Annotated in this window: 32 protein-coding genes; 15 read left to right on the top strand and 17 right to left on the bottom strand. The window is 68.7% G+C overall.

Annotation, left to right across the window (positions count from 1 at the left end; all coding sequences use genetic code 11):
- Positions 1 to 39: 39 nt before the first annotated feature.
- The 5 genes from zrgA to HSX43_RS08000 are packed head-to-tail and all read left to right on the top strand — an operon-like array spanning position 40 to position 3,634.
- On the top strand, positions 40 to 666 hold the full coding sequence (zrgA, locus tag HSX43_RS08020) for a zinc uptake protein ZrgA (protein ID WP_179379583.1): 627 nt from the start codon (positions 40 to 42) through the stop codon (positions 664 to 666).
- Positions 667 to 668: 2 nt separating this feature from the next.
- Positions 669 to 1,370 (top strand): ABC transporter ATP-binding protein, encoded by a 702-nt coding sequence (locus HSX43_RS08015; RefSeq protein ID WP_179379582.1) that lies wholly within the window; start codon positions 669 to 671, stop codon positions 1,368 to 1,370.
- Positions 1,367 to 2,617 (top strand): ABC transporter permease, encoded by a 1,251-nt coding sequence (locus tag HSX43_RS08010; protein WP_179379581.1) that lies wholly within the window; start codon positions 1,367 to 1,369, stop codon positions 2,615 to 2,617. Before HSX43_RS08015 ends, HSX43_RS08010 begins: the two co-directional genes overlap by 4 nt.
- Before the next feature lie 13 nt (positions 2,618 to 2,630).
- A complete protein-coding gene (locus HSX43_RS08005; protein WP_179379580.1) occupies positions 2,631 to 3,140 on the top strand; it encodes a DUF3299 domain-containing protein in 510 nt (169 codons plus the stop codon).
- The gene (locus HSX43_RS08000) at positions 3,134 to 3,634 is read left to right on the top strand and encodes a DUF3299 domain-containing protein (RefSeq protein WP_179379579.1); all 501 of its coding nucleotides are present in this window, start codon (positions 3,134 to 3,136) and stop codon (positions 3,632 to 3,634) included. The genes HSX43_RS08005 and HSX43_RS08000 overlap by 7 nt, the downstream gene beginning before the upstream one ends.
- A 4-nt stretch (positions 3,635 to 3,638) precedes the next feature.
- Here the strand turns inward: HSX43_RS08000 and HSX43_RS07995 are convergent, their stop codons facing one another.
- From HSX43_RS07995 to HSX43_RS07985, 3 genes are all read right to left on the bottom strand, one after another.
- Positions 3,639 to 4,475 (bottom strand): lysophospholipid acyltransferase family protein, encoded by an 837-nt coding sequence (locus HSX43_RS07995; RefSeq protein ID WP_179379578.1) that lies wholly within the window; start codon positions 4,473 to 4,475, stop codon positions 3,639 to 3,641.
- Positions 4,472 to 5,167 carry a GNAT family N-acetyltransferase gene (locus HSX43_RS07990; protein ID WP_179379577.1) on the bottom strand — a complete coding sequence of 232 codons (696 nt, stop codon included), beginning with the start codon at positions 5,165 to 5,167 and terminating at the stop codon, positions 4,472 to 4,474. The genes HSX43_RS07995 and HSX43_RS07990 overlap by 4 nt, the downstream gene beginning before the upstream one ends.
- A gap of 126 nt (positions 5,168 to 5,293) precedes the next feature.
- Positions 5,294 to 5,473: a DUF3553 domain-containing protein gene (locus HSX43_RS07985; RefSeq protein WP_179379576.1), complete on the bottom strand. Its 180-nt coding sequence runs from the start codon at positions 5,471 to 5,473 to the stop codon at positions 5,294 to 5,296.
- 12 nt (positions 5,474 to 5,485) lie between these two features.
- Here HSX43_RS07985 and HSX43_RS07980 point away from each other — a divergent pair, with 12 nt between their 5' ends.
- Positions 5,486 to 6,121 (top strand): histidine phosphotransferase family protein, encoded by a 636-nt coding sequence (locus tag HSX43_RS07980; protein ID WP_179379575.1) that lies wholly within the window; start codon positions 5,486 to 5,488, stop codon positions 6,119 to 6,121.
- Positions 6,122 to 6,139: 18 nt separating this feature from the next.
- Here the strand turns inward: HSX43_RS07980 and HSX43_RS07975 are convergent, their stop codons facing one another.
- From HSX43_RS07975 to HSX43_RS07965, 3 genes are read right to left on the bottom strand one after another with little or no spacing between them, the layout of a single operon-like run.
- The gene (locus HSX43_RS07975; protein WP_179379574.1) at positions 6,140 to 6,658 is read right to left on the bottom strand and encodes a gamma carbonic anhydrase family protein; all 519 of its coding nucleotides are present in this window, start codon (positions 6,656 to 6,658) and stop codon (positions 6,140 to 6,142) included.
- The gene (gmk, locus tag HSX43_RS07970) at positions 6,655 to 7,323 is read right to left on the bottom strand and encodes a guanylate kinase (RefSeq protein WP_179379573.1); all 669 of its coding nucleotides are present in this window, start codon (positions 7,321 to 7,323) and stop codon (positions 6,655 to 6,657) included. The genes HSX43_RS07975 and gmk overlap by 4 nt, the downstream gene beginning before the upstream one ends.
- Before the next feature lie 2 nt (positions 7,324 to 7,325).
- A complete protein-coding gene (locus tag HSX43_RS07965; protein WP_235962562.1) occupies positions 7,326 to 8,180 on the bottom strand; it encodes a YicC/YloC family endoribonuclease in 855 nt (284 codons plus the stop codon).
- Positions 8,181 to 8,385: 205 nt separating this feature from the next.
- On the opposite strand from HSX43_RS07965, the gene HSX43_RS07960 reads away from it, so the two are divergent.
- A complete protein-coding gene (locus tag HSX43_RS07960; RefSeq protein WP_179379572.1) occupies positions 8,386 to 9,099 on the top strand; it encodes a PAS domain-containing protein in 714 nt (237 codons plus the stop codon).
- 58 nt (positions 9,100 to 9,157) lie between these two features.
- Here the strand turns inward: HSX43_RS07960 and HSX43_RS07955 are convergent, their stop codons facing one another.
- Entirely contained in the window at positions 9,158 to 10,537 is a 1,380-nt protein-coding gene (locus HSX43_RS07955; RefSeq protein WP_179379571.1) for a class II 3-deoxy-7-phosphoheptulonate synthase, read from the bottom strand.
- Positions 10,538 to 10,782: 245 nt separating this feature from the next.
- Between HSX43_RS07955 and HSX43_RS07950 the strand changes: the two genes are divergently transcribed.
- Entirely contained in the window at positions 10,783 to 11,715 is a 933-nt protein-coding gene (locus tag HSX43_RS07950) for a GlxA family transcriptional regulator (protein ID WP_235962583.1), read from the top strand.
- A 2-nt stretch (positions 11,716 to 11,717) separates the two neighbouring features.
- On the opposite strand, the gene HSX43_RS07945 is transcribed toward HSX43_RS07950, so the two are convergent.
- Together HSX43_RS07945 and HSX43_RS07940 are read right to left on the bottom strand one after the other, a co-directional pair.
- Positions 11,718 to 11,981, bottom strand: a complete 264-nt coding sequence (locus HSX43_RS07945; RefSeq protein ID WP_179379569.1) for a hypothetical protein — start codon at positions 11,979 to 11,981, stop codon at positions 11,718 to 11,720.
- A gap of 32 nt (positions 11,982 to 12,013) precedes the next feature.
- On the bottom strand, positions 12,014 to 14,740 hold the full coding sequence (locus HSX43_RS07940; protein WP_179379568.1) for a [protein-PII] uridylyltransferase family protein: 2,727 nt from the start codon (positions 14,738 to 14,740) through the stop codon (positions 12,014 to 12,016).
- A 51-nt stretch (positions 14,741 to 14,791) separates the two neighbouring features.
- Here HSX43_RS07940 and HSX43_RS07935 point away from each other — a divergent pair, with 51 nt between their 5' ends.
- On the top strand, positions 14,792 to 15,250 hold the full coding sequence (locus tag HSX43_RS07935; RefSeq protein WP_179379567.1) for a YbaK/EbsC family protein: 459 nt from the start codon (positions 14,792 to 14,794) through the stop codon (positions 15,248 to 15,250).
- Positions 15,251 to 15,306: 56 nt separating this feature from the next.
- Here HSX43_RS07935 and HSX43_RS07930 read toward each other — a convergent pair whose 3' ends face one another.
- The 8 genes from HSX43_RS07930 to iscR are packed head-to-tail and all read right to left on the bottom strand — an operon-like array spanning position 15,307 to position 22,453.
- Complete coding sequence (locus HSX43_RS07930) at positions 15,307 to 16,527, bottom strand: cysteine desulfurase (RefSeq protein ID WP_179379566.1); 1,221 nt, start codon at positions 16,525 to 16,527, stop codon at positions 15,307 to 15,309.
- Positions 16,520 to 17,077 (bottom strand): YIP1 family protein, encoded by a 558-nt coding sequence (locus HSX43_RS07925; protein WP_179379565.1) that lies wholly within the window; start codon positions 17,075 to 17,077, stop codon positions 16,520 to 16,522. The genes HSX43_RS07930 and HSX43_RS07925 overlap by 8 nt, the downstream gene beginning before the upstream one ends.
- Position 17,078: 1 nt before the next feature.
- Positions 17,079 to 18,332, bottom strand: a complete 1,254-nt coding sequence (sufD, locus tag HSX43_RS07920) for a Fe-S cluster assembly protein SufD (protein ID WP_179379564.1) — start codon at positions 18,330 to 18,332, stop codon at positions 17,079 to 17,081.
- Positions 18,329 to 19,081: a Fe-S cluster assembly ATPase SufC gene (sufC, locus tag HSX43_RS07915; RefSeq protein WP_179379563.1), complete on the bottom strand. Its 753-nt coding sequence runs from the start codon at positions 19,079 to 19,081 to the stop codon at positions 18,329 to 18,331. The genes sufD and sufC overlap by 4 nt, the downstream gene beginning before the upstream one ends.
- Before the next feature lie 34 nt (positions 19,082 to 19,115).
- A complete protein-coding gene (locus HSX43_RS07910; protein WP_179379562.1) occupies positions 19,116 to 19,442 on the bottom strand; it encodes a hypothetical protein in 327 nt (108 codons plus the stop codon).
- Positions 19,439 to 20,950 (bottom strand): Fe-S cluster assembly protein SufB, encoded by a 1,512-nt coding sequence (gene sufB, locus HSX43_RS07905; protein ID WP_179379561.1) that lies wholly within the window; start codon positions 20,948 to 20,950, stop codon positions 19,439 to 19,441. Before sufB ends, HSX43_RS07910 begins: the two co-directional genes overlap by 4 nt.
- On the bottom strand, positions 20,947 to 21,984 hold the full coding sequence (locus HSX43_RS07900; RefSeq protein ID WP_179379560.1) for a cysteine desulfurase family protein: 1,038 nt from the start codon (positions 21,982 to 21,984) through the stop codon (positions 20,947 to 20,949). The genes sufB and HSX43_RS07900 overlap by 4 nt, the downstream gene beginning before the upstream one ends.
- A gap of 10 nt (positions 21,985 to 21,994) precedes the next feature.
- Positions 21,995 to 22,453, bottom strand: a complete 459-nt coding sequence (iscR, locus tag HSX43_RS07895) for a Fe-S cluster assembly transcriptional regulator IscR (RefSeq protein WP_179379559.1) — start codon at positions 22,451 to 22,453, stop codon at positions 21,995 to 21,997.
- Positions 22,454 to 22,595: 142 nt separating this feature from the next.
- Between iscR and HSX43_RS07890 the strand changes: the two genes are divergently transcribed.
- The 6 genes from HSX43_RS07890 to HSX43_RS07865 all read left to right on the top strand — a co-directional run bounded on the left by HSX43_RS07890 (position 22,596) and on the right by HSX43_RS07865 (position 26,672).
- Positions 22,596 to 23,249 carry an alpha/beta hydrolase gene (locus HSX43_RS07890; protein ID WP_179379558.1) on the top strand — a complete coding sequence of 218 codons (654 nt, stop codon included), beginning with the start codon at positions 22,596 to 22,598 and terminating at the stop codon, positions 23,247 to 23,249.
- Positions 23,250 to 23,258: 9 nt separating this feature from the next.
- On the top strand, positions 23,259 to 23,495 hold the full coding sequence (locus tag HSX43_RS07885) for a hypothetical protein (protein WP_179379557.1): 237 nt from the start codon (positions 23,259 to 23,261) through the stop codon (positions 23,493 to 23,495).
- Between the two features lie 29 nt (positions 23,496 to 23,524).
- A complete protein-coding gene (locus tag HSX43_RS07880) occupies positions 23,525 to 24,067 on the top strand; it encodes an HD domain-containing protein (protein ID WP_179379729.1) in 543 nt (180 codons plus the stop codon).
- A 311-nt stretch (positions 24,068 to 24,378) separates the two neighbouring features.
- Positions 24,379 to 25,593, top strand: coding sequence for an NADP-dependent isocitrate dehydrogenase (locus HSX43_RS07875; protein WP_179379556.1), 1,215 nt, complete (start codon positions 24,379 to 24,381; stop codon positions 25,591 to 25,593).
- A 105-nt stretch (positions 25,594 to 25,698) separates the two neighbouring features.
- Complete coding sequence (locus tag HSX43_RS07870) at positions 25,699 to 26,343, top strand: YitT family protein (RefSeq protein WP_179379555.1); 645 nt, start codon at positions 25,699 to 25,701, stop codon at positions 26,341 to 26,343.
- A complete protein-coding gene (locus HSX43_RS07865) occupies positions 26,340 to 26,672 on the top strand; it encodes a DMT family transporter (RefSeq protein WP_179379728.1) in 333 nt (110 codons plus the stop codon). Before HSX43_RS07870 ends, HSX43_RS07865 begins: the two co-directional genes overlap by 4 nt.
- The last annotated feature ends 11 nt before the right edge of the window (positions 26,673 to 26,683 follow it).

The following is a 26,683-nucleotide window of genomic DNA, read 5'->3' as shown; positions in this document are numbered from 1 at the left end:
ATCAGACATTTTCCTCCAGTCAGATCGGGAGACCTCCGCATGAAATCGACGCTCGCCCTCACCGCCGCCGCCGCGCTTCTCGCCACGACCGCGCTCGCCGAGGACACGCGACAGCTCGACGCGCACGAGCATGGAACCGGCGCGCTCGACATCGCCATCGACGGTACGACCGTCGCGATGGAGCTGCGCGTCCCGGGGGCCGATATCGTGGGCTTCGAACACGCGGCGGAGAGCGACGAGGACCGGGCGGCCATCGCCGAGGCCCTGACCACGCTGTCGACGCCGACGGATCTCTTCGGCCTCTCCGATGCCGCCGGTTGCACGGTGGAGGCGGCGACCGCGGATCTCGAGACCGAAGGGGCGGAGGACCACGATCACGACCACGGCGACCACACGGAGGAGCATGGCCACGACGATCACGGGCACGACGACCACGGCCACGAGGACCATGCGGAGGAAGCCGAAGGCGCGACCCATTCGGAGTTCCACGCCGAATACACGCACGATTGCACCGCGCCCGAAGAGCTCGGGACGATCACCTTCGCCTATTTCGACCTCTTCGAGGGCGCGCAGGAGCTCGAGGTCCAGGTGGTCACCGGGGACGGCGCGCAGGCGTTCGAGGTGACGCGCGACGCCCCGACGCTCGACCTCGGCGGCCTCTTCTGAGCGTGCAGAGCCCCGGCCCGATCCTCGCGCTCGACGGCGTGCGGTTCCGCTGGCCGGGGCGTGCGCCCTTCTCCCTTTCGGTGCCCGGGTTCACGCTCGCACGGGGCGAGACGGTGCTTCTGCTGGGCGAGAGCGGTTCGGGGAAATCGACGCTCCTGTCGCTGATCTGCGGGACGGTGACGCCCGCGGCCGGCACGATCCACGTCGCGGGCACCGACATCGCAGCGCTTTCGGGCGGTCGCCGCGACCGGCTCCGGGCCGAACGCATCGGCGTCATCTTCCAGCAGTTCAATCTTCTGCCCTTCGGCAGCGTGCGCGACAACATCCTCCTGCCCCTGCGCTTCGCACCCGAGCGCCGCGCGCGGGCGGGCGACGCGCCTGCCGCCGCCGCCGCGCTCTGCACCGCGATCGGCCTGCCGGACGACGTGCTCGGGGCCCGCGCAGGCACGCTCAGCGTTGGACAGCAGCAGCGCGTCGCCGTGGCGCGCGCCCTGATCGGCACGCCGCCCCTCGTGATCGCGGACGAGCCGACCTCCGCCCTCGACGCCGGCAGCCAGGCCGCCTTCCTCGACCTGATGTTCGGGCAGGTCGCCGCCGCCGGATCCGCCCTCCTGATGGTCAGCCACGATCCGCGTCTTGCCGACCGCTTCGACCGCACGGTCCGGATCGAGGATATCGCCCGGATGGACCGGCAGGCCGCATGATCCTGCGCCTCGCCCTCGCCTCGCTCGCCGCGCGGGCGCTGACGGTCGCCATGACCACGCTCGCCATCGCGCTTTCGGTGGCGCTCTTCCTCGGGGTCGAGAAGGTGCGGACGGGCGCGAAGGCCAGCTTCGCCGACACGATCTCGGGCACCGACCTCATCGTCGGCGCACGCTCGGGCTCGGTGCAGCTATTGCTCTACTCGGTCTTCCGCATCGGAAACGCGACCAACAACGTCACCTGGGAAAGCTACCTCGACATCGCCGCGCGCCCCGAAGTCGAGTGGATCGTCCCGATCTCGCTTGGCGACAGCCACCGCCAGTTTCGCGTCATGGGCACCACCGAGGCATTCTTCGAGCGCTACCGGTACCGGCAGGGGCGCAGCCTCGAGATGGCCGAGGGCGAAGGTCTCGGCGATCTCTTCGACGCGGTCGTCGGGGCCGAGGTCGCCGCGACGCTCGGGTATTCGGTCGATGACCCGATCGTCGTCTCCCACGGTCTCGCGTCCTTCACCGACCACGACGATCATCCGTTCCGCATCGCGGGCGTTCTCGAAAGGACGGGCACGCCCGTCGACCGCACCGTGATCGTCAGCCTCGAGGCGATCGAGGCGATCCACGTCGACTGGCGCGGCGGCGCGCAGATCCCGGGGCGGAGCACGCCCGCCGAGACCCTGCGTGGCATGGACCTCACGCCCGGCGCGGTCACGGCGGCCCTCGTCGGCGTCGAGAGCCCCCTGCAGACCTTCGCGCTGCAACGCGCGATCAACGAGTACCCCGAGGAGCCGCTTCTCGCCGTGCTGCCGGGCGTGGCGTTGCAGGAACTCTGGGCAATCGTCGGCGTCGCCGAGACGGCGCTCCTCGGGGTGTCGGCCATGGTCGTCGTCACCGCGCTCATCGGGATGATGGCGACCCTCTTCTCCAGTCTCAACGAACGCCGCCGGGAAATGGCGATCTTCCGCGCGATGGGCGCACGACCCCTGACGATCCTCGCGCTCCTGGTGCTCGAGGCAATGCTCACCGCCGCACTCGGGGCCGGGCTCGGGCTCGGCCTCCTCTATGCCGGGCTCCTCGTGGCACAGCCGCTCGTCGATGCGGCCTTCGGGCTCTGGCTGCCGATCGAACCCCCCGCCCTGCGGGAGCTCTGGGTGCTGCTTGCCGTCGTCGCCGCTGGCGCGATCGTGAGCCTCCTCCCGGCGATCCGGGCCTACAAACTCTCTCTCGCCGACGGTATGATGGTCCGAACCTGAGGAGATCGATCCGATGAATACCTCCCGACGATCCATCCTGGCCCTCGGGGCCGCCACCCTGAGCCTGCCGCTGCTGCCGCATGCCGCCCGCGCCGCCGCGCGCGAGATCGGCTGGGAAGACCTGATCCCCCCCGGCGTCCCCTATTCCGAGATCATCGGCGAAGGCGAGATCGACGAGGCCGCGGACACCTGGAACCCGGTCTTCGACGAGAACGCGACCAAGCTGAACGATGCGCTCAACGGCGAGATGATCCGGATGCCGGGCTACATCATCCCCCTCGAACAGAGTGCGGAGGGCGTGACCGAGTTCCTGCTCGTGCCCTACGTCGGGGCCTGCATCCATGTCCCCCCGCCCCCGGCCAACCAGCTCGTCGTTGTCAACGCCGAGACCCCGTGGCCCAGCGATAACCTCTGGGAGGCGGTCTGGGTGACGGGCGAGATGCGCACGAGCCTGCAGGAGACGGAGCTTGCGCAGACGGGCTACGCGCTACGCGCGACCGAGATGGAAATCTACGAGTGGTGACGTCGCGCCGCGCGCTTCTCGCTGCGCTCGCTGGCCTGCCGCTCCTGCCCGGGCTTGCGCGCGCCGAGTCCGTGGTCGACCTCGGCTGGGACGATCTGCTGCCCGAGGGCGGGAACCCCGTTGGCCCCGACCCGTTCGCCTTCGTCGACCATTCCGCCCCGATCCTCCAGAGCCAGCAACCCGAAGCCGCGGGCCTGCGGGACGACTGGAACGGCCAGGTCGTGCGCCTTCCGGGCTTCGTGGTGCCGATCGACTACGAGGGCACGGGCGTGACGACCTTCATCCTCGTGCCCTTCGTCGGGGCCTGCGTGCACGTGCCACCGCCCCCGGCCAACCAACTCGTCCTGGTGACGACCAAGACACCCTACGAGAGCGAGGGCCTCTTTGCGCCGGTCTCCGTGACGGGGATGTTCGGCACCGCCGCGATCAGCACGCATCTGGCCGAGATCGGCTACGCGCTTTCGGCCGAGGAGATCGCGCACTTCGAGGCCTGAGCGCCTAACGCCCCCCGCAGTCGGGCAGGACCGCCTCGAATCCGCGCCGCACCGCGGCCTCCGCCGCGCGGGCGAGCGCCTTGCGGTCGGCATAGTCCGACACGGCGAGCGGGGGATGGTAGATCACGTCGACGCGCCCATGCCGCGGGGCGGAGAGCATCAGGAGCATGTGCGCCGCGAAGCTCTGATCCCCCCACCAGCCGTAGAAATCCGCGCGCTCCCCCTCGGGCGCGTGATAGGCCACCGTGACTGGTTGCACCTGCATGTCGTCGGGCAACCCGCCCGAGCGGAAGGCCGCGAAGAGCGTCGTCTTGAACGGGATCACCCGCCGCCCGTCGGTGCTGGTGCCTTCGGGGAAGAACAGGAGGCGGTGGCCGACGCCCAGCCGCTCCTCGAAGACCAGTTGCTGCGCCTTGGCCTCGCGCGGGTCGCGGCGGATGAAGACCGTGCCCGTGGCCCGGGCGAGCCAGCCGATGCCGGGCCAGCCCGCGACTTCCGATTTCGCCACGAAATAGATCCGCTTGGAGGCGTTCAGCACGAAGATGTCGAGCCAGGATGCGTGGTTCGCCACGACCGCGCCCGTCCCCTTCATCACGACGCCCCGCACCACGCGCCGGAGCCCGAGGATGCGCAGCGCGGTGATGCAGACCCCCTGCGTGATCCAGGGTGTCCAGGGCCGGCGGACCCCGTGGAGCGGTCGCTCGATCAACCGCAGAAGCAACAGGACCGCGAGCCCCCCAAACACGACGATGGCCATGGTGCCGCCCCGCAGCACGACCCGAAGCCAGCCGAGCGGCCCCGGTGCCGGCCTGGGCGGCGGGGCCGCGTCGTCCCAGATCATGCGAAGCGCTCCGGGAGGCGCACGCGCGCGAGATCGAGCACCATACAGACGTCGACGGTGTTGAAGGCACGGTCGACATAGGCTCCGCGCCCCACCCACGCCCCGGCGCGCAGATAGGTCTTGATGAGTGCCGGAACGCCCGCCATGGCCGCGCGCGGGGCGGTGCCTTCGATCTCGACCGCACCCGCGCCCCGCGCCGTCGGGCAAAGCGCCTCGGGGGCCTGGAACTCCTGCTGAAGCCGCCGCAGCGCCGGCAGATGTGGGGCAACCTCCGCCTCCGGGAAGGACGCCGTCCCGACGGCCAGCTCCACGCCGCGCTCGCGCAGGACCCCGATCAGGCCGCGGAACAACATCACACCCGCCAGACCGCCGCGGTAGTCGGGATGCAGACAGGCGCGCCCGGCCTCGGCGAGCCTGCGCCCAGAGCGTTCGAGCAAGCCGAGGTCAAACTCCTGCGCCGTGTAGGCTACGCCCATACCGACGCGCAGCGTCGCGACCACACCCAGCTCCGGACGCCCGCGATCACGCAGGACGAGATGGTCGCTGTCGGCGTCGAAGGCATCGGTCTCCTGCCCCAGCACATCGCCCGCCGCGGCCCCCATCTCCTCGACGAAAACCCGGTGCCGCAGGGCCTGTGCCGCGCGCACGCTCTCCGCCTCGCGCGTCAGCTCCAGGGTCAGCTCGTTGGACATGCCCGGCAGATAGGCCCCGGCCGCGCGACCCGCAACAGGCGCATCTCCGCCTGCCGCTGCGTCGGCACGTGGCAGTAACCTTTCAGTAACCATTTCGCGGACAGACTCGCGGCACCTACGGAACGACTAGTCGAACACGGGCTCCAGAATGACACGACTGCCATCCAGAACCTTCTTGCCAACTTCCTGGAAATTGACGGTGATGCGTCCATCGATCACGGATTGCACCTGCCCCAGGCCCCAGTCGGGGGCTTCGGGATGACGCACCAGCATACCGGGCTCGAGGAAGGCGTTGCGATCGGACATGGAACCCCACGGATGAGTAAAAGCGACAGCGAGCCGGCCAACCTGCCCCCGCCCGAGGGCGCGCCGGACCTGCTCGCCCTTCTTGGATCGCGGCTCTGCCACGACCTCGTCAACCCCATCGGTGCCGTCAGCAACGGACTGGAGCTTCTGGAGATGACGCCGGGCGACGGCAAGGAGGAGATGGCACTGATCCGCGGCTCCCTCGACGCGGCCATGGCACGGATCCGCTTCTTCCGCCTGGCCTTCGGGGCCGGGGCCGAGGACGCGGAGATCCCGGCGCGCGAGGTTCGGGCCACGCTCGAAGCGATGTACGCCCAGACCCGGACGCGCATCCTCTGGACGGACGCCGAGGCCCGGCCCCGCTCCGAAGTCCGCCTCGCCTGCCTCGCCCTCTGCTGCATCGAAGTGGCGACACCCTGGGGCGCGACGGTCGAGGTGCTGCGCAACGAGGCCGCCTGGGTTCTCCACGTCGATGCGGAACGCCTGCGGATCGACCAGCTCCTCTGGCAGTCCCTCGGCCGCGGCCCCCTCCCCCCCGACCTCAAGGGCGCGGAGGTCCAGTTCGGCATCCTCGCGCAGCTCTCCCGCCGCCTGCGCCGCCCCGTCTCGGTCAGCGCGGACGAGCGGCACCTGAGCCTGATCGTCTGAAAACAGCCACGGTCCGCTTCAGACGGCCCGCAGCCCCTTGGCGAAGCGTGCCGCGTTCTGACGGTAGTGCTCCGCCGACGCGAGCAGCGCCGCGCGCGCCGCGTCGTCCAGCTCCCGCACGACCTTGCCCGGAGCACCCATCACGAGGCTGCCGGGCGGGATCTCCTTGCCTTCGGTGACGAGCGCGCCGGCACCGATCAGGCACCCCGCGCCGATCACCGCACCATTGAGCACCGTCGCCCCCATCCCGATGAGCGTACCGTCCCCGACGGTGCAGCCGTGCAGCATCGCCTTGTGCCCCACCGTCACGTTCCCGCCAACGGTCAGCGGGCAGCCCGGATCGGTGTGCAGGACGCAGTTCTCCTGCAGGTTGCTCCCTGCGCCGATCACGATCGGGTCGTTGTCGCCCCGGATCGTCGTGCCGAACCAGACGCTCGCGCCCGGCCCAAGGGTGACGTTGCCGATGACGTTCGCGTCCGGTGCCACCCAGGCCGTCGCATCCACCTGCGGGGCGACCCCGTCGAGTTCATAGATCATCCCGCGTCCCTTTCGCTGAATTCCGTGTTGAGCGCCCGCGTGAAGCCGGTAAGCCACGGCTGCCGGTCCCGACGCAGCCGCTCGGCGGCGAGGATCGTGCGCAGCCGCATCTCGCAGGCGTCGGCGTCGTCGTTCACGAGGACGTAGTCGTATTCCGCCCAATGGCTGATCTCGGCCTGCGACTTCGCCATCCGCCCGTCGATCACCGCGTCGCTGTCCTGCCCGCGCCCGCGCAGGCGCCGCTCCAGCTCGGCGATGGAGGGCGGCAGGATGAAGATCGACACGACGTCGCGGCCGAGGGCGGAATTGCGGATCTGCTGCCCGCCTTGCCAGTCGATATCGAAGATGACGTCTCGCCCCTCGGCCAGCGCCGCCTCGACCGGTGCGCGGGGGCTGCCGTAGTGGTTGCCGAAGACCTCCGCGTGTTCCAGCATCTCCCCGTCGAGCACCATCTGTCCGAAGGCCTCCCGGTCGGTGAAGTAATAGTGCTGCCCCTCGACCTCGCCCTCGCGCGGCGGTCGCGTCGTCGCCGAGACCGAGAAACTCAGCGTCGGATCCCAGGCCATCAGGCGCCGGGCCATCGTCGACTTGCCCGCGCCCGAGGGGCTCGACAGGATGATGCCGAGCCCGCGCCGCGCGCCCTGGTCCATGTTGCGTCGTTCCATGCTCATTCCACGTTCTGCACCTGCTCGCGCAGGCGATCCACGATCGTCTTCATCTCGAGCCCCGCCGCCGTGACCTCGGCCATCTGTGCCTTGGCGCAGAGGGTGTTGGCCTCGCGGTTGAACTCCTGCGTCAGGAAGTCGAGCCGCCGGCCCGCCGGTTCGTTCTGGTCGAGGAGCGCGCGCCCGGCCGCCACGTGCAGGCGCAGGCGGTCGAGCTCCTCGGTGATGTCGGACTTCACGGCAAGCGCGGCGATCTCGGTCTGCAGCGTGTCCGCATCGAGCCCCGCACCGGCCACGCGGGCGACGGCCGCCTCGAAGATGGTTGCCTGATGCGCTGCCCGGGCCGGGGCCAGCGCCTCGACCGCCGCGACCTGGGTTTCGAGGGCATCGATCTGGGCGGCCAGCACCTGTCGCAGCCCCGCACCCTCCCGCGCCCGGTCGGACTCGAAGGCGGCGATGAGCGCGTCGAGGTCGGCGTGCAACTCGGCATCGGACACCCGCGCCGACCCGGCCTCCGTCCGCACGCCGGGCAACGCCAGAATATCCGCCGCGCTGACCCGCGCGAGGTCGAGGCCGAGCCGTTCCGCCGCTTCCGTCACCGTCTGCACCTCGCTGAGCGCGGCCTTCAGCCCCGCCGGGTCGAGCGCGGCTCCGCCCGTCTCCGCGCCCTCGAAGCGCAGGCTCAACGTCACGCCCCCACGTGCGATTGCCTTCGAGAGCGCGGCGCGCACGGCCGGTTCCGGCGGGCCGCCCTCGGGCAGACGCAGACGCAGGTCGAGCCCGCGCGCGTTGACCGACCGCAGCTCCCACCGGCGGCCCGGCCGGTCGAGCGCCGCATATCCCGTCATAGATTTCATGGGTCCGGCCTAGCCCCTGTGCCCGCGCGCGACAAGCGCCGGGCGGGCGGCCTCGCGTTAACCATTCGAAACGGAAATGCGAGCATTTTGAGGCAACTTGCCTTACTTTAGCCCTTGGGTGGCTGGGTTCGGCCGCAATTCCGGCACGTTTCGATGAAGCGACGCGTTGGATTGGCGGCCTGGAAGAGAGCGAGGGGAAAAGATCATGTCGGGTACCGAAGGGCAGGGCGACGGCACCGTCGCGTCGCTGCGCGGGCTGCGTGTGGTGCGCAGTGCGCCGATCCTCGAGGCGGCGTGGCGCTACTGGTCGGCGGAGCGGCCGGGTGCGGGGCTGCCGCGCCGCACGGCGCTCGACCCGAAGGCGATGACGCGGTTCCTCGGCCATTCGATGATCCTCGACCGCACGCCCGGCGGCACGATCCGCATCCGCCTTGGCGGCGCGGCGCTCAACACGCTGATGGGGATGGAGGTGCGCAGCCTGCCCGTCCGGGCCTTCTTCGACATCGGTGACCGTGCGGCCGTGCTCGACCGGCTCGACGCCGTCTTCACCGCCCCCGCGACACTGGAACTCGACCTGATCGCCGAAGGCGAGGCGAGCCTCGTGACCGCGCGCATGATCGTTCTGCCCCTCCTCGATGCCGCGGGGGAGCCGACAAAGGCACTGGCCGTGCTCGTCGCCGACCGGCCGGTGACGGAGGCCCCCTGCCGCTTTCGCCTGACCCGGGACGTGCTCGTCCCGCTCGACGGGGCGCAGGCGAACGAACCTGCGCCCGAGCGTGACCCGCGACCGCGGCGGCGGCGCACCGACTATCAGTTGCCGGTGGAGATCACGGCGGGCTTCGCCGAGCCGCAGACCCCGTATGAGGCGAAACCAGCGACGGATCGCACGACGGTGCCCTGGCTGCGGGTCGTCAAGTGATCCCAGACGCAAGAGGGCGGCCCCGGGGCCGCCCTCTGACGTTTTCGAAGAGCCGTAGTCAGGACGCTGCGCGCATCCGGGCCTGCCGCAAGTTCGACAGCTCCTCGGCCACGAGGAACGCAAGCTCCAGCGACTGCGAGGCGTTGAGCCGCGGATCGCAGGCCGTGTGGTAGCGATCCGACAGATCCTCGTCGGTCACCGCACGCACGCCGCCGGTGCACTCGGTCACGTCCTGACCTGTCATCTCGAAATGCACGCCGCCGGGGATCGTGCCGTGTTCCCGGTGGACGGCGAAGAACTCCTGCACCTCGGCCAGCACCCGCTCGAAGGGCCGCGTCTTGTAGCCCGAGTCCGACTTGATCGTATTCCCGTGCATCGCGTCGCAGGTCCAGACGACGTTGGCGCCCATGTCCTGCACCTGCTTGATGAGGCGGGGCAGATGCTCGCGCACCTTGCCCGCACCGAAGCGCGCGATCAGCGTCAGGCGGCCCATCTCGTTGCGCGGGTTCAGCGTCTCGATCAGCTCCTTGAGGTCTTCGGCCGTCGTCGTCGGGCCGCACTTCAGACCGATCGGGTTCACCACGCCGCGGCAGAACTCCACATGCGCGCCGTCGGGCTGCCGCGTGCGGTCGCCGATCCAAATCATGTGGCCGGAGCCCGCGATCATTTCGCCCGGATGCGTGCTGTCCTCGCGGCAGAGGGCCTCCTCATATTCGAGCAGGAGCGCCTCGTGCGAGGTGTAGAAATCCACCGTCGACAGCTCCGCGTTCTGGTCCGAGGTCAGGCCCGCGGCGGTCAGGAAGTCGAGCGTGTCCTGGATGCGGTCGGCCATGTCGCGGTACTGCGCCGCGCGCTGGCCCTTGGCGAAGTCGAGCGTCCACTGGTGCACTTGATGCACGTCGGCGAAGCCCCCCTTCGAGAAGGCCCGCAGCAGGTTCAGCGTCGCCGATGCCTGGGTGTAGGCCTCCAGCATCTTGGCCGGATCGGGGATCCGGGCCTCGGGTGTGAAGGCCAGTTCGTTGATGATGTCGCCACGGTAGCTCGGAAGCTCCACGCCACCGACCGTCTCGGTCGGGGCCGAGCGGGGCTTGGCGAACTGGCCGGCCATACGCCCGACCTTCACCACGGGCACCTTCGCCCCGAAGGTCAGGACCATCGCCATCTGCAACATGACCTTGAAGGTGTCTCGGATGTTGTTCGACGAAAACTCGGCGAAACTCTCGGCGCAGTCCCCACCCTGCAGCAGGAACGCCTCGCCCCGGCCGGCGGCCGCGAGCTCCTGGCGCAGCGTGCGCGCCTCGCCCGCGAAGACGAGAAGCGGATAGCGCGCGAGCTTGGCCTCGACCGCCTCGAGCGCCGCCGCATCCGGATAGTCCGGCATCTGCACGCGGGGCTTCGCCCGCCAGCTCGATTTCGCCCAGGTTTCGCTCTTTGCCATGTCCCCACTCCTGTGACCCGATGTAAGGCCCTTGCCGTATCCCAATTGCCGCGCCGCCGCAAATGCTGGATTGGCTTGATCCGGGTCATTTGTTGCGCTTAAGCGTCGGTCCGGAGCGGATACGCAACGGGCTCACCCCATCCGCGCAACCCGGAGGTGTTATGGCGACACAGGACAGGGCGCGCGGCCTCGCGCGGGCGGCCGCAGGCGGCGGCGGGGCAGGCCCCGTCGATGCGCCGCGCCACATGGTTTTCGTCCTCCTCGATCGCTTTACGCTCATGTGCCTCGCCAGCGCGCTCGACGCGCTGCGACTCGCCAACCGCATGTCGGGTCAGACGCTCTACAGCTGGTCGATGATCGGCGAGGGCGGCGAGACGCGCAGCTGCTCCGCCGGGTCCACTTTCGTGCTCGACGGCGATCTCGACGCGCTGGCGCGCGATGACGGCATCATCCTCGTCGGCGGCCTCGACGTGACGCGCGCGACGACGCCGCGGCTCAAGTCTTGGCTGAAGCGCGAGGCCCGGCGCGGCGCGCCCATCGCCGCGCTCGACACCGCGGCCTGGGCGCTCGCCGCCTGCGGCCTGCTCGATGGCAAGCGCGCGACCATCCACTGGGAGAACCAGGACGGCTTCGCCGAGGACTTCCCGGAGGTGGAACTCACCAAGGCCATCTTCACCATCGACGGCAAGATGATCACTGCCGCGGGCGGAACCGCGGCCGTCGACCTGATGCTGCGCCTCATCGCCCGCGACCACGGCGAAGATCTTGCCGGTCAGGTGGCCGACCAGATGGTCTATTCCTCCATCCGCACCGACCAGGACACGCAGCGCCTCTCGATCCCGACGCGCATCGGCGTGCGCCATCCCCGTTTGGCCCAGGTCATCCGCGAAATGGAGCAGGCCATCGAAGACCCGGTCAGCCCGGCGCTCCTCGCCCAGCAGGTCGGCATGTCCACGCGCCAGCTCGAACGCCTCTTCCGCCGCTACCTCGACCGCAGCCCGAAGCGCTACTACATGGAACTGCGCCTTGCGCGGGCCCGCAACCTGCTGATGCAGACCGACATGTCGATCATCAACGTGGCGCTTGCCTGCGGCTTCACCTCGCCCTCGCATTTCTCCAAGTGCTACCGGGCGCACTACAACACCACGCCCTACCGGGAGCGTGGTGCCAACGCCTGAGGCTACTCCGCGAGCCGCGCCGCCCGTCCACCGCGCCGCCCGGTCCGCGCGGGTTTCGCCAGCCCCTCGTCCAGAACCCGGCTCATCGGATGCCCCTCGGGCCGCCCCGCCCGCAGGCGCGCGATCGCGGGCCCGGGATCGCCGCCGACACTCAGCGCCCAGTCGAGAAAGATCGACCGGCATTCCGCCTCGGTGATGCCCTCGATCCGATAGGCCTCCGCGATCAGCCCCTTCGGGTCGTCCGGCCCCTGCCCCGTCTTCGCCATCGCCGCCTCCCGCACCTCTGTCCGGCCCCGTGCTAGCCCGCGCCGCCGGAGCCGTCCAGCGCCGACGCGATCGCCGCCGCGGCGCGCTCCGCCGCCGCGTCGCAAGCAGCCGCCACCGCCACCTCGTCGGCCACCCCGAGCGTCCGCGCCAGCAGAGCCGCACCCCCGGCCCCGAGATCTCCCGGCGGATCAGCGGGCGTCAGAAGCTGCCCCACCTGCCGCACCGCGGAGAGCGTCGCATGGGCCTCCGTCAGCGTGGCCCGTACCCCCTCCGGCAGCCAGCCGGGCACGGCCAGCTGCGCCGCCACCTCCCGCGCCTCCGACCCGGCCAGGAGCGCATGGGCCTGCGCGGCCAGTTCGATGTCCTGCACCCGCCCCGGTCCCGACTTGACCGAAAGCCCGGCGCCCGACCGCCCCGCCCCCTCGAGCCGCGCGCGCATATCGGCCAGTTGCGCCAGCACCTCGGTCCGCGCGAACCGGCTCTCGCGGATGACGGCGCACCGCACATCCTCGGCGGCGGCGCAGACCTGCGCGTCGCCCACGATTGCACGCGCCCGCGTCAGCGCCAGATGCTCCCAGACCCAGGCCTCCTGCGCCTGATAGCTGCGGAACCCCGAGAGCGGCGTCGCCACAGGTCCTTGCCGCCCCGAGGGCCGCAGCCGCATATCCACTTCGTAGAGCCGCCCCTCCCCGGTCTGCGCCGAAAGCGCGGTGATGAGCACCTGCGTGAACTTTGCCGCCCATTGCCCCGCGCCGAGGCTGCGCCGCCCGTCCGACGCAGCCCCCGGCTCCGCTCCGTCGTGCAGTACGACGAGATCGAGATCGGACCGCGCGGTCAGACTCCCCGCCCCGAGCGAACCCATCCCGAGCCCCGCGAGCCGCAGCCCGGGCACCAGCCCGTATCGCCGCACCGTCTCGTGCTCCGCGGCGACCCAGGCCGCCGTCAGCACCGCGCGCGCAAGCCCGGCATAGGCCGCGCCCGCCTCGTCCGGCCCGACCAGACCGCGCAGGAGATGGACCCCGACGCGAAAATGCGCCTCCCGGTGCCAGCGACGCAACACGCCCAGATGCATCTCGAAATCGCCCGTCACACGCGGCAACGGCCAGACGGAGGGCAGCGGCGCGAAGAAATCCCCGCCGATGACCGCATCGAACACGCCGGCGTTGCGCGACAGATAGGCGGCGAGATCGGGGGCCGTCGCGCAGATGTCGGCCAGAAGCTCCACGAGCTTCGGGTTCGCCTCGAAGAGCGAGAAGACCTGCACGCCCGCCGGCAGCCCGCGCAGGAACCCGTCGAAGGCCGCAAGCGCCTCCTCCGGCCGCGCCGCACGCGCCAGCGCCGCGAGGAGACCGGGCCGCAGCCGCGCGAAGATCTCCCGCGCGCGCCCCGTGCGGAGCGCCGGGTAGGATGCCCAGCGGTCCGTCACCGCCGCAGCGCCAGTGATCTCGGTAGCGGCCTGCGCCGTCTCCGGCGGCCGGAAGGACGGATCGGTGATTGCCTCGACCGCGCGCATCCGCTCCCGCAGGTCGTCGACGAAGGCCCCACCATCGGCTTCGCCCATGAAGCAGGCGATCCGGCGCAGCCCCTCCGCATCCTTCGGCAACCGATGCGTCTGCGCGTCCTGCACCATCTGCACCCGATGCTCGACCGACCGCAGATGGCGGTACTCCCGCGCCAGAACGCCCCGGTCCGCGCCCGCGACCCAGCCCGCATCGACCAGCCGGTCGAGCCCTTTGAGCGTGCCGCGCACGCGCAGCGTGGCGTCGCGTCCGCCGGCGATGATCTGCTGCGTCTGGGTCAGGAACTCGATCTCCCGGATGCCGCCCTGCCCCAGCTTCAGATCGTGGCCCGGCACGTCCCAGGCCCCGGCAAGCCCCTTGTGGTCGCGGATGCGCCGGCGCATGTCGAAAGCCTCCTCCACCACCGCGAAATCGAGGTGCCGCCGCCAGACGAAGGGCGCGAGCCGACCGAGGAACCCCACCCCCGCCGCCACGTCGCCCGCGGCCGCCCGCGCCTTGATCCAGGCGGCCCGCTCCCAAGTCCGCCCCATCGCCTCGTAGTAGCGCTCCGCCGCCTCCATGCTCATCACGATGGGCGTCGACCCCGGATCGGGGCGCAGCCGCAGGTCGGTGCGGAAGACGTAGCCCTCGCCGGTGATGTCCGAAAGCGCCGCCATCGCCGTGCGCGCCACCTTCAGGAGCGCCGCGCGCGCCTGGCCGTAGTCTCCGGGGTCATATCGGCTTTCGTCGAACAGGAGGACGAGGTCGATGTCGCTCGAATAGTTGAGCTCATGGGCCCCCATCTTGCCCATGGCGAGCGCGACGAGCCCGCCGTCGCCCGCGACCGGTGCCCTGCCGTGACGGGCCAGGCCCCAGTCGAGCGCCCGTTGCAGCACCGCATCGGCGAACTCCGTCCAGGCGGCGGTCGCCTCCATCACCGGCCAGACGCCGCCGATCTCGGCCAGACCGACCAGGAGCGCCGCCCGCCGCTTCGCGCGCCTGAGTTCGACCTTCGGATCGCCCTCGATCGCGGCGACACCGTCGAGCAATTCCCGAAGACTCCGCTCCGGCTCCCTGTCCCACACGCCGGCGAGCCAGTCCCGCTCCCGTGTCATCAACCCGCCGAGGAACGGACTGCATCCGGCCGCCCCGGCGACGAGGTCCGCCGCATCCGCCGGCGGGGCCACCGACCGGACCGCCGTATGGCCCGCCTCCGGGTCGAAGGCGATCGGCGGGCGGGTGATGCGGCTGCGGAACATGGGTCGACCTCACCCCTTGCAGCCACCGGCGTCAACGGGCACGACGACCCCATGAGCAAGAGCCTGAAACGTGTCACCCGCGCTCTCGCCGAGGCCGGCATCGAGACGACACCGCGCGAGCTCGGAGATTGCCGCACCGCCGCCGAGGCCGCGGCCTCCGTCGGTTGCGCCCTCGACCAGATCGCGAAATCCATCATCTTCGGCGCGGGCGACGGCTGCGCCCTGTTCCTGACCGCCGGCGGCAATCAGGTCGACGCGGCCCGTGCCTCGGCGCTGGCCGGCACGGACCTGACCCGTGCCGACGCGGGTGTCGTGCGGCGGGTGACCGGTTTCGCCATCGGCGGGGTCGCACCGATTGGTCACCTGACGCCCTCGCCCGTCTGGATGGATCCGCGGCTCCTCGACTTCGAGACCGTCTGGGCCGCCGCCGGCACGCCCCGTCACGTCTTTCCGATCGACCCGCGGGTCCTCCACCGGATCACCGGCGCGACGCTGGCGGATTTCACCTGACGCGTTTCGTACAAAACGGACGATCGAGGGTCCGGGCAGCGTACAAAACGTTCAAATCAGGCAAAGAGCTCGTGGCAGAGCTCCAGCCCCTCGACCAGTTTGTCGACCTCGGCGCGGGTATTGTAGACGCCGAAACTCGCCCGGCAGGTGGCGTTGATGCCCATGTGCTCCATCAGCGGCTGCGCGCAATGCTGCCCCGCGCGCACCGCGATCCCCTTCTTGTCGAGCACGGTCGAGATGTCGTGCGGATGGCCCGCGCCCTCGATCGTGAAGCTGAAGATCGCCGCCTTGTCCCGTGATTTCCCCTGCACGTTCAGCCAGTTGAGGCCGTCCAGCCGGGTGCGCGCATAGGCCGTCAGATCGGCTTCGTGGTCGCGGATGTTCTCCATCCCGACGTTCATCATCCACTCGAGCGCCGCGCCGAGCCCGATGGTTTGAACGATGCCGGGCGTGCCGGCTTCGAACTTGTGGGGCGGGTCGTTCCACGTCACCTCGTCGCGGTGAACGTCCCGGATCATGTCACCGCCACCGATAAAGGGGCGCATCTCCGCCTGCCGATCCGGATGAATGAAGATCGCCCCGGAACCGCTTGGTCCGTATAGCTTATGCCCGGTAATAGCGTAGAAGTCACAGCCGATGTCAGCCACATCAACCGGCATATGGACCGCCGCCTGCGAGCCATCGACGCACACCGGAACCCCTCTGGTACGCGCACCGGCGCAGATCGACTTTACATCAACAACGGTTCCCAAGACGTTGGAAACGTGGGTAATCGCGATCAGTTTCGTGCGCTCCGTCACGGCGTCGAGCACGGCCTGCGGATCGAGGTCACCGTTCACGTCGGTCTCCACCCAGACCAGTTTGACGCCCATCCGCTCGCGCAGGAAATGCCAGGGCACGATGTTGGCGTGATGCTCCATGATCGACAGGACGATCTCGTCCCCCGCCTGCATCCGCGGCATAGCCCAGGCATAGCTGACGAGGTTCATCGCCTCCGTCGTTCCGGACGTGAAGACGATGTGATCCTCCGACGGCGCATTCAGGAACCGCGCGATGGTCCCGCGGGTCGCCTCGTAGTTCTCGGTCGAAATGGTCGAGAGCGTATGCAAACCCCTGTGGACATTCGCATATTCATGACCATAGGCCCGCTGGATCGTGTCGAGCACGACCTGCGGCTTCTGCGCGGAGGCCCCGTTGTCGAGGTAGCAGAGCGGCTTGCCGTTCACCTCCCGCGAGAGGATGGGAAACTGGGCGCGGATCGCTTCGACGTCAAACATTCGGCATCTCCGCCACGTAGAGGGAATTGAGCCAGATCCAGATGAACCCGCAGAGCGTGACCGTCGCCACGATCGCCTGCGCCGGCCCCGCGCCGACGAACCCGGTCGTCAGCCCGAGGAGCAGAAGCGCCGGCGTGACCGCAAGCGACGACCAGAAGAGGGCCACGCGCGAGCGCAACCCCGTGCCCCGACCGCCGAAGAGGTTGCCGACCAGTCGCGCAAGGAAGGCGACGACGTAGAGGAATAGCGGCACCACGAAGATCCAGGCCATGACCGCGCCCGAGAACAGCACCTCGAACTTCGCGTCGGTCAGGTCCTGCGGGATCGCCACGCCGACCCGTGCCGCCTCTGACACGATCTCCGCTTCGAAGGCGGGATCGGCCTGCCGCGATGTGCGCACGAGGCCCGGGATCTGCGCCGCGAAGCCCAGAACCGAGAAGGCCGCCAGGTAGACGAAGGCGATCTTCTCGTCCGGCCCTTGGGCAAAGCGGCGCTGCATGACGGCGCGCGGCCGCCACCAGGCACGGAAGATGTCGGTCGTGACCGACATGTCAGCCGCGCGCCAGCCAGTCGGCAAGCAGCTCCGTCACATGCTCCCGAAGGTCTTCGTCGGCGATCTCCTCGACGGCCTCGGCCAGGAAGGACAGTACCAGCATGTCCACCGCACGCCGCTTCGGCACCCCGCGGGAGCGCAGGTAGAACAGCGCCGTCTCGTCAATCGCGCCCGTGGTCGACCCGTGCGAACAGGCCACGTCGTCCGCATAGATCTCGAGCTCAGGCTTCGCCAGGAACTGCGCATCCTCATCGAGGAGAAGCGACTGCGAAATCTGGTAGCCGTCGGTCTTCTGCGCGCCTTCCTTCACAAGGATCTTGCCCTGGAAAACCCCGGTCGCACCGTCGCGCAGCACCTTCTTGAAGACCTGCCGGCTCTCGCAGTTCACCGCGTCGTGGGTGATGAACACCGTGTCGTCGTGATGGAAGTTGCCCGCACCGAAGGCCGCGCCGCCGATCGTGGCGGTGGCATCGTCGCCGGTCAGCTCGATCACGGCCTCGTTGCGCGTCAGTTCGCCATGCGCGGCCAGCGTGAACGACCGGAAGGTCGCCTCCGCGCCGAGCCGGGCGAAGATGTGGGTGTTGACATGCAACGCCGGCTCTGGCCCCTGCACCCGCAGATGATGGAAGCCCGCACCGTCGGCCAGTTCGACCTCGGTCGCGATGTTGCTCCGCGCGCCGATGTTGCCCGACTCGAGCAGCGTGAGCGTGGCACCGCGCTCGACCTTGACGACGTGGTGCAGGATCGGGTCGCTCGCTCCCGTCGTCCGCAGGTGGACGGGACGATCGACCGCGCCGGTGACGTGGATCAGCAGGCCGTCGGTCGCGAAGGCCGTGTTGAGCATGGCCATCGGCCGCGCCACCGGGCCGCTGCCCGCCGCTTCGAGCGCGCCGTAGAGGTCGCGCGCCCAGTGGATATCGGCGGTTGCCGCATTCGCCAGCGTCGCGATCTCAAGGCCTTCGATGGCCCCGGGCAGCGTGATCACACCGTCCTCGATGGTGATCACATGCGCGTCGACCCCGGCGAAAGGGTCTTCACCGGCCGCGGGCACGGACAGTGCCGGCTCCGGCTGCACCAGTTTCGCGGGCTTGGTGTAGCGCCAGTATTCGTCGCGCCGCGAGGGCAACCCGGTGGCCTGCAGCCGACCGAGCGCATCCTGCCGCGCCTTGGCGAGCCAGCCGTTGCCCTCGGGCAGCGTCAGCGCCGCGATGCGGGCTTCGGTTGCCTGCGTTTTCGGATCGGCCGCCATCATGCGCTCTCCAGCAGGTCGCCGTAGCCGTTCTTCTCGACCTCGAGGGCTAGCTCCGGGCCACCCGTCTTCACGATGCGGCCATCAGCCATGATGTGCACGACGTCGGGTTTGATGTGGTCGAGAAGCCGCTGGTAATGCGTGATGACGAGGAAGCCCCGGCCCGCATCGCGAAGCGCGTTCACGCCTTCGGAGACGAGCTTCATCGCGTCGACGTCGAGACCCGAGTCGGTCTCGTCGAGGACGCACATGCGCGGCTCCAGCATCGCCATCTGCAGGATCTCGTTGCGCTTCTTCTCACCACCCGAGAAGCCCACGTTGACGGGGCGCTTGAGCATGTCGGCGTCGATCTTGAGGTCCTTCGCCTTGGCGCGGATCACCTTGAGGAAGTCGCCCGCCGACAGCTCCTCCTCGCCGCGCGCCTTGCGCTGTGCGTTCACCGCCGTGCGCAGGAACGTCATGTTGCCCACACCGGGGATCTCGACGGGGTACTGGAAGGCGAGGAAGAGACCGGCGGCCGCCCGCTCCTCGGGCTCCATGTCCAGAAGATCCTCGCCCTCGAGCTCGGCGGAGCCGTCGGTCACCTCGTAGCCGTCGCGGCCCGAGAGCACATAGGAGAGCGTCGACTTGCCCGATCCGTTCGGACCCATGATCGCATGGACCTTGCCCGCCTCGACGGTCAGGTCGACGCCCTTGAGGATCGCCTTATCCTCTTCCTCGAGCTTCACGTGAAGGTTCTTGATGTTCAGCATTTCCATTTCCTCTCAACGCCTTGCGGCGCGGTGTTCATTTCTTGTCGAAGCGATCGAACGCGCCCGACGCCTTGGCGGCGTCCAGCTTCGCCTGTGTCTCTGCCTCGATCATCAGCCGATATTCATCGTTCGCTCGGGCCTTGGCGACTGTCTTGCGCCACGAAATTACATAACCGACCACGATGCCGACACACAAAGCGCAGACGAGGCATAGCCAGACAGGAGCGGGAGAAAGAGCCCAGAGCGCTCCGCCTGCAAGCGTCCCGCCAGCGACGGCCTCAAAGGCACCGGAGGTCGCATTTCCGGTCCCCTTGCCGCCAAGAGTACCATGCAATTCCGCGCCGGAACCTCCGCCGTTCAACCCACGCTCCCCTCGAGCGAGATCGCCACGAGCTGCTGCGCCTCCATGGCGAATTCCATCGGAAGGGCCTGCAGCACCTCCTTGCAGAAGCCGTTGACGACGAGAGCCACGGCCTCCTCCTCGTCCATGCCGCGGGAGCGGCAGTAGAAGAGCTGGTCGTCGTCCACCTTGGAGGTCGTCGCCTCGTGCTCCACGCGGGAGGAGTTGTTCTTGACCTCGATGTAGGGGACCGTATGCGCCCCGCAGGTGTCGCCGATCAGAAGGCTGTCGCACTGGGTGTAGTTCCGCGAGTTCTTCGCCTTCGGGTGCATCGAGACGAGGCCGCGATAGGTGTTCTGCGCCTTCCCCGCGCTGATCCCCTTGGAGACGATCCGCGACTTCGTGTTCTTGCCCAGATGCACCATCTTCGTGCCGGTATCGGCCTGCTGATAGTTGTTGGCGATGGCGATGGAATAGAACTCGCCCTGGCTGTCGTCGCCCCGCAGGATGCAGGACGGGTACTTCCACGTCACGGCCGAGCCCGTCTCCACCTGCGTCCACATCACCTTCGACCGGGCACCGCGGCAGTCGGCGCGCTTGGTGACGAAGTTGTAGATGCCGCCCTTGCCCTCCTCGTCGCCGGGGAACCAGTTCTGGACGGTGGAATACTTGATCTCCGCATCGTCGAGCAGCACGAGCTCAACGCAGGCGGCGTGCAGCTGCGCGGTGTCGCGCTGCGGCGCGGTGCAACCTTCGAGATAGCTGACGTAGGCCCCCTCGTCCGCGATGATGAGCGTGCGCTCGAACTGGCCGGTGTTCTCGGCGTTGATCCGGAAGTACGTCGAAAGCTCCATCGGGCAGCGGACGCCCTTCGGAATGTAGACGAAGGATCCGTCGGAGAAGACGGCGGCGTTCAGCGTGGCGTAGTAGTTGTCGGAGGCCGGGATGACCGAGCCGAGGTACTTCTTCACCAGCTCCGGGTGGTCCTTGATGGCCTCGGAGATGGAGCAGAAGATGACGCCCGCCTTGGCCAGCTCCGCCTTGAAGGTCGTGCCCACAGAGACGCTGTCGAAGACGGCGTCGACGGCGACCTTGCGATCCTCGGGAGCGGGTTCGACGCCGGCGAGGATGGCCTGCTCCTTCAGCGGAATGCCCAGCTTGTTGTAGGTTTCGAGGAGTTTCGGATCTACCTCGTCGAGGGACTTCGGCTTCTCGGCCATGCTCTTCGGCCGGGCGTAGTAGTACTGATCCTGGAAGTCGATCTCGGGGTAGTCGACCATGGCCCAGGTCGGCTCTTCCAGCTTGACCCAGCGGCGGTAGGCATCGAGCCGCCATTCGAGCATCCACTCGGGCTCGTCGTTCTTCTCGGAGATGAGGCGCACGATCTCCTCGGTGAGGCCCTTCGGCGCGAACTCCATCTCGATCTCGGTGTTCCACCCGTGCTTATAGGTGCCCGAGAGCGATTTCACCGCGTCGACGGTCTCCTGATCGACCCCGTCCTTGACCTGCACGTCGTCCAAAGCCGTCATTTGCGTCTCCTGTCTCTGAGGCGGCGAAAGGTTTCCACGAACCGCACCACCTGCTCCTCTGTCGTCTCCGGGCCGAGGCTTACGCGGATCGCGCAATCGGCCTCGCCCGGCCCGTATCCCATCGCGCGCAAGACGGCGCTCTCGCGCACCTTGCCCGAGGAACAGGCCGAACCCGCGCTCACCGCGAAACCGGCCAGGTCCAGCGCCATCACCTGTGTCTCGCCCTTCCAGCCCGGCGTGACGAGGCAGGAGGTGTTCGGCAGGCGCTTCGATTCCTTTCCGACTAAAATAGTCGGGTCGGCGGCGCTCTCAAGAGTTGTTTCTAGAAAAGTTCTAAGTTTTGCGACCCGCTCCCACGCGCCGCTCTCGATGTCGTGCACCGCGGCGCGGGCCGCGGCGGCGAATCCGGCGATCCCGAGAAGGTTCTCGGTGCCCGAGCGCCGGCCCATCTCCTGCCCGCCGCCCCGGATCTGCGCGGCGACGTCGAGCCCCCGGCGGATAACCAGGGCGCCGATACCCTTCGGCCCGCCCAGCTTGTGCGCCGAGACGAGCGCCATGTCGATGCCTGACCAGTCGAAGGCGAGCGGCACCTTCCCGAAGGCCTGCGTCATGTCGCTGACGGCGAGGCCGGGCGGCAGATCCTGCAACACGCCGGTTTCCGAGTTCGCCGCCTGCAGGGCAGATCCGGGCGGATCCGCGACCGCCACCTGCCCTGCGCCATCGACGGGCAGGCTGCCATCGCCCCAGGCGGCCACCGCCTCGTGCTCGACGGGGGCCGTGGCGAGCTCCCGCCCGGCGAGCGCGAGGGCGGCCGCCTCGGTCGCCCCCGACACGAAGACGACGTCCGACCCGGACGCCCCGAGCGCCGCCGCTACCTCCGCCCGCGCAGCCTCGATCAGGCCCGTCGCCGCCCGCCCCTCGGCGTGCACGGAGGACGGGTTGCCGACGATCTCCATCGCCGCGATCATGGCATCGCGCGCCTCGGGTCGCAGCGGGGCCGTCGCGTTCCAGTCGAGATAGACGCGGTCCCTCACGCCGTTCGGCTCATTCGTCGACCACCTCGAAGAGCGAGGGCACCGCCGGACAGGGCGTCAGGTCGTTGCCGACGACGTCCGACAGCCGGGTCTGGTGTAGGAAGACGTAGACATGGGCCGAGAGCGACTCCCAGAGGCGGTTCGTCATCGACTGTGCGCGGCTGCCCGAGAGACCGCCCGACGCGCCCGCCCCCGGCTGCATGGCTGAGACCGTCTCGTCCACGGCTTCCAGCACGTCCGACACCCGAATGTCCGAGGCCGACCGCGCCAGCCGGTAGCCGCCGCCCGGACCGCGGATCGACTCGACGAGCCCCGCCCGTCGCAGCTTGACGAAAAGCTGCTCCAGATAAGGCAGCGAGATGTCCTGTCGCCGCGAAATCTCTCCGAGCGAGGTCGTCGTCCCCGCCTCCCGCTGCGCCAGATCGACGAGCGCGACCATCGCGTAGCGTCCCTTGGTACTCAACTTCATGGCAGCCCTCCCCGGCGGCCCACGCCTGATTGACGATGCAGGCCCCGTCGCTTACCTGCGTTAGAAGCCCGCACGGGGCCGGAATTGGCGGATTTATCCCCGCCGCCCGGCTTCCGTCAACCGACGCGACAAAGGAACACCGATGCCCGAAGTGATCTTCCCCGGACCCGAAGGCCGTCTCGAGGGACGCTATCACCCGCAGAAGCTCAAGGACGCGCCGATCGCGATCATCCTGCATCCGCATCCGCAGTTCGGCGGCACGATGAACAACCGCGTCGTCTACAACCTGCACTATGCCTTCCACAATCTGGGCTTCACGGTGCTGCGCTTCAACTTCCGCGGCGTCGGGCGAAGCCAGGGCGAATACGATCAGGGCGTGGGCGAGCTTTCCGATGCCGCCTCGGCGCTCGACTACCTGCAGGCGATGAACCCGAACGCCAAGCACTGTTGGGTCGCCGGTTTCTCCTTCGGGGCCTGGATCGGGATGCAGCTTCTGATGCGGCGGCCCGAGATCACGGGGTTCATCTCGGTCTCGCCGCCCGCAGACCGCTATGATTTCAGCTTCCTCGCGCCCTGCCCCTCCTCGGGCCTCATCATCAACGGCGCGAACGACCGCGTGGCCCCCCCGGCCGATACCCGCACGCTCGTGGGCAAGCTGCACGAACAGAAGGGCATCACCATCACCCACGAGGAGATGGAGGGGGCCGGCCACTTCTTCGAGGATCCGCACATGGACCCGATGATCGAGAGCGTGCAGGGCTATGTCTCGCGCCGCCTGACCGAGACGACGCGCTAGGGGGCCGCCATGAGCAGACTGGCGGAGCAACTGGCCGACAAGCTGGCGGCGGATGTCATCAAGCACGTCGAGGCGACGGGGGACGAGGACATCATCCGCATGATGGCGACGTCCCTCGGCGATAGCTCCCAGACGCTGCAGGAGGCCTTCATCACCTCCGTCCGCGTGCAGCGCGCCGCCATCCGCGCACGCGCGCAACTCCAGCGCCGGATCGCGGAGTTCGCCAAGCCGGCGGAGGGCGGGTGAGCGACACGGCAGGCGACCTCGACCGGCAGATGGCCTTCCTGATGGAGGCCGACCGGCTGAAATCCGTCACCCGAGCCACCCGCCTTACGGATGGATCCCGCTTCGAGAACAGCGCCGAGCACAGCTGGCACGTCGCGCTCTTCGCGCTGACCCTCGCGCCGCATGCGCCCCCGGGCGTGTCGATCGACCGGGTCATCCGGATGCTCCTGCTGCACGACATCGTGGAGATCGACGCGGGCGACATGCCGGTCTTCGGCGACACCTCGGGCCAGGAGGCCGACGAACTGGCCGCCGCCGACCGGCTGTTCGGACTGCTGCCCGACGACCAGGCCGCCTCCTTCCGCGCCCTCTGGGACGAGTTCGAGGCGAACGAGAGCCCCGACGCCCGTTTCGCCAAGTCGCTCGACAGGTTCCAGCCGCCGAACCTCAACCTTGCGAATGGCGGCGGCTCCTGGGTCGACTACGACGTCACCGAAGACATGTTCCGCGCCCGCATCGGCCCGAAGATCGCCCGTGGCGCGCCCGCGCTCTGGGCCTGGCTCAGCCCGCGGATCGCGGCCTTCTTCCGCTGACCGCAAAGAAAGTCCCGGCATTTCTGAAACTCTGCGCCGCCCCGGCCCGTGACTATGGGTGTTAAGAGGTACGGGGACTCATGGGACCCCGGCGTTAACGAGTACCCGGATGTCCCGGGGCCGGCGGCCAGAGGCAGTCGTCGGCGAAAGGCCCCAACCATGCTTCCACCATGGGCGGGCGAGGCCCGGTGCGCCCGGCACCGGGCCGACCCGCGGGGGAATGCGGTATGCAACGGCATACCATCTAGCGCCCGGCGTCCGACCCTGCTAGGAGGCGCGCGAACGCAAGCGACCCATCGGAGGCCCTCCCCGTGACGAAGATCAAAGTCGAAAACCCCGTCGTCGAGCTCGACGGCGACGAGATGACCCGCATCATCTGGCAGTTCATCAAGGACAAGCTGATCCTGCCCTATCTCGACGTCGACCTGCTCTACTATGACCTCGGCATCGAGGCCCGCGACGAGACGAACGACCAGATCACGATCGACGCGGCCGAGAAGATCAAGGAGATCGGCGTCGGCGTGAAATGCGCCACGATAACGCCCGACGAGGGCAGGGTCGAGGAGTTCGGCCTCAAGAAGATGTGGCGCAGCCCGAACGGAACGATCCGCAACATCCTGGGCGGCGTCGTCTTCCGCGAGCCGATCATCTGCTCGAACGTGCCGCGTCTCGTGCCCGGCTGGACCCAGCCCATCGTCATCGGCCGCCACGCCTTCGGCGACCAGTATCGCGCCACCGACATCAAGTTCCCGGGCAAGGGTAAGCTCTCGATGAAGTTCGTGGGCGAGGACGGCACCGTCGAGGAGCACGAGGTGTTCGACGCGCCGTCGTCGGGCGTCTTCATGTCGATGTACAACCTCGACCAGTCGATCATCGACTTCGCCCGCGCGTCCTTCAACTACGGCCTCAAGCGCGGCTACCCCGTCTACCTCTCGACCAAGAACACCATCCTCAAGCAATACGATGGCCAGTTCATGATCCTCTTCCAGAAGGTCTACGACGAGGAATTCAAGGCCAAGTTCGAGGAAGCCGGCATCCACTACGAGCACCGCCTGATCGACGACATGGTCGCCTCGGCGATGAAGTGGTCCGGCGGCTACGTCTGGGCCTGCAAGAACTACGACGGCGACGTGCAGTCCGACACCGTCGCGCAGGGCTTCGGCTCGCTCGGCCTGATGACCTCGCAGCTGATGACGCCCGACGGCAAGATCGTCGAGGCCGAGGCCGCTCACGGCACCGTCACCCGCCACTACCGCCAGCACCAGGCCGGCAAGGAGACCTCGACCAACTCGATCGCCTCGATCTTCGCCTGGACGGGCGGCCTGAAGCACCGCGCCAAGCTCGACGACAACGCGCCGCTGATGAACTTCGCGGAAACGCTCGAGAAGGTCATCGTCGACACCGTCGAATCGGGTCACATGACGAAGGACCTCGCGCTCCTCGTCGGGCCGGACCAGAAGTGGCTAACCACGATGGGCTTCCTCGAGAAGATCGACGAGAACCTGAACGCCGCCCTCGCGGGCTGAGACCGGGTCGGGGGCCTCCTCCGACCATCGCAACGACAGCAAAAGGGGCGCATCCCGCGCCCCTTTCGCATGGACAGGGGCAAGGCCGCGCCCTACCCCTGCCCTATGCCGCGCAGTTCACCGCCCCCCGACTCCCGTGAGCCCCATCGTCCGTCGCCCCTCAGGCACACGCTGCTCGAGGATGCGCAGGCCTTCGTGCTGGGCACGCTCCTCTGCGCGCTCGGGGTGCAGTTCCTGACCGCGGCCGGCCTCGTCACCGGGCAGACGGCGGGAGCGGCGGTGCTTCTCTCTTACGTCGGCGGCTGGTCCTTCGGCACGTGGTTCTTCCTTCTGAACCTGCCGTTCTACGTGCTCGGCTGGCTCCGCCTCGGCCCGCGCTTCGTCGTCAAGACGGTGATCGCTGTGACGATGTTGTCGCTCCTGTCGCAAGTCCTGCCGCAGTTCGTCGTCTTCGAGACGCTGAACCCCTGGGCCGCCTCCGCGCTCTCGGGTGCGGTGATCGGCATGGGCCTGATCGTCATCTTCCGCCACGGGGCGTCGCTCGGCGGGATCGGCATCCTCGCCCTCTGGGTACAGGAACGCTTCGGCATCCAGGCCGGGTGGGTCCAGCTCGGCTTCGACGCTATCCTCTTCCTGGTTGCCTTCGCAGTGCTCGACCCATGGCTCGTGGCCGCCTCGCTTCTGGGCGCGGTGGCCGTCAATCTCATCATCGCGGTGAACCACCGCCGCGACCGCTACGTGGGACGCTGATGCACTGGCTTTACCTGATCCTCGCCATCGCCTTCGAAACCGTAGGCACGACCGCGCTCAAGACCTCCGAAGGCTTCACCCGCCTCTGGCCCTCGCTCCTCTGCCTCGCCTGCTTCTTCTCGGCGCTCTTCCTACTGTCGCTGGTACTCAAGGTCGTGCCCGTCGGCGTGACTTACGCGATCTGGTCCGGCCTCGGGATCGTTCTGATCGCGAGCATCGGCTGGGTCGCGTTCGATCAACGGCTCGACCTGCCCGCGATCGTGGGCATGGCGCTCATCATCGCGGGCATCGTGGTCATGCAGGTCTTTTCGAACACCGCCGGGCACTGACGCGCCCGGCC

Source organism: Jannaschia marina, assembly GCF_013404595.1.
GTDB lineage: Bacteria > Pseudomonadota > Alphaproteobacteria > Rhodobacterales > Rhodobacteraceae > Jannaschia > Jannaschia marina.
The sequence above is the reverse complement of the archived record's forward strand: the minus strand, read 5'-3'. Positions and strand labels throughout refer to the sequence as shown.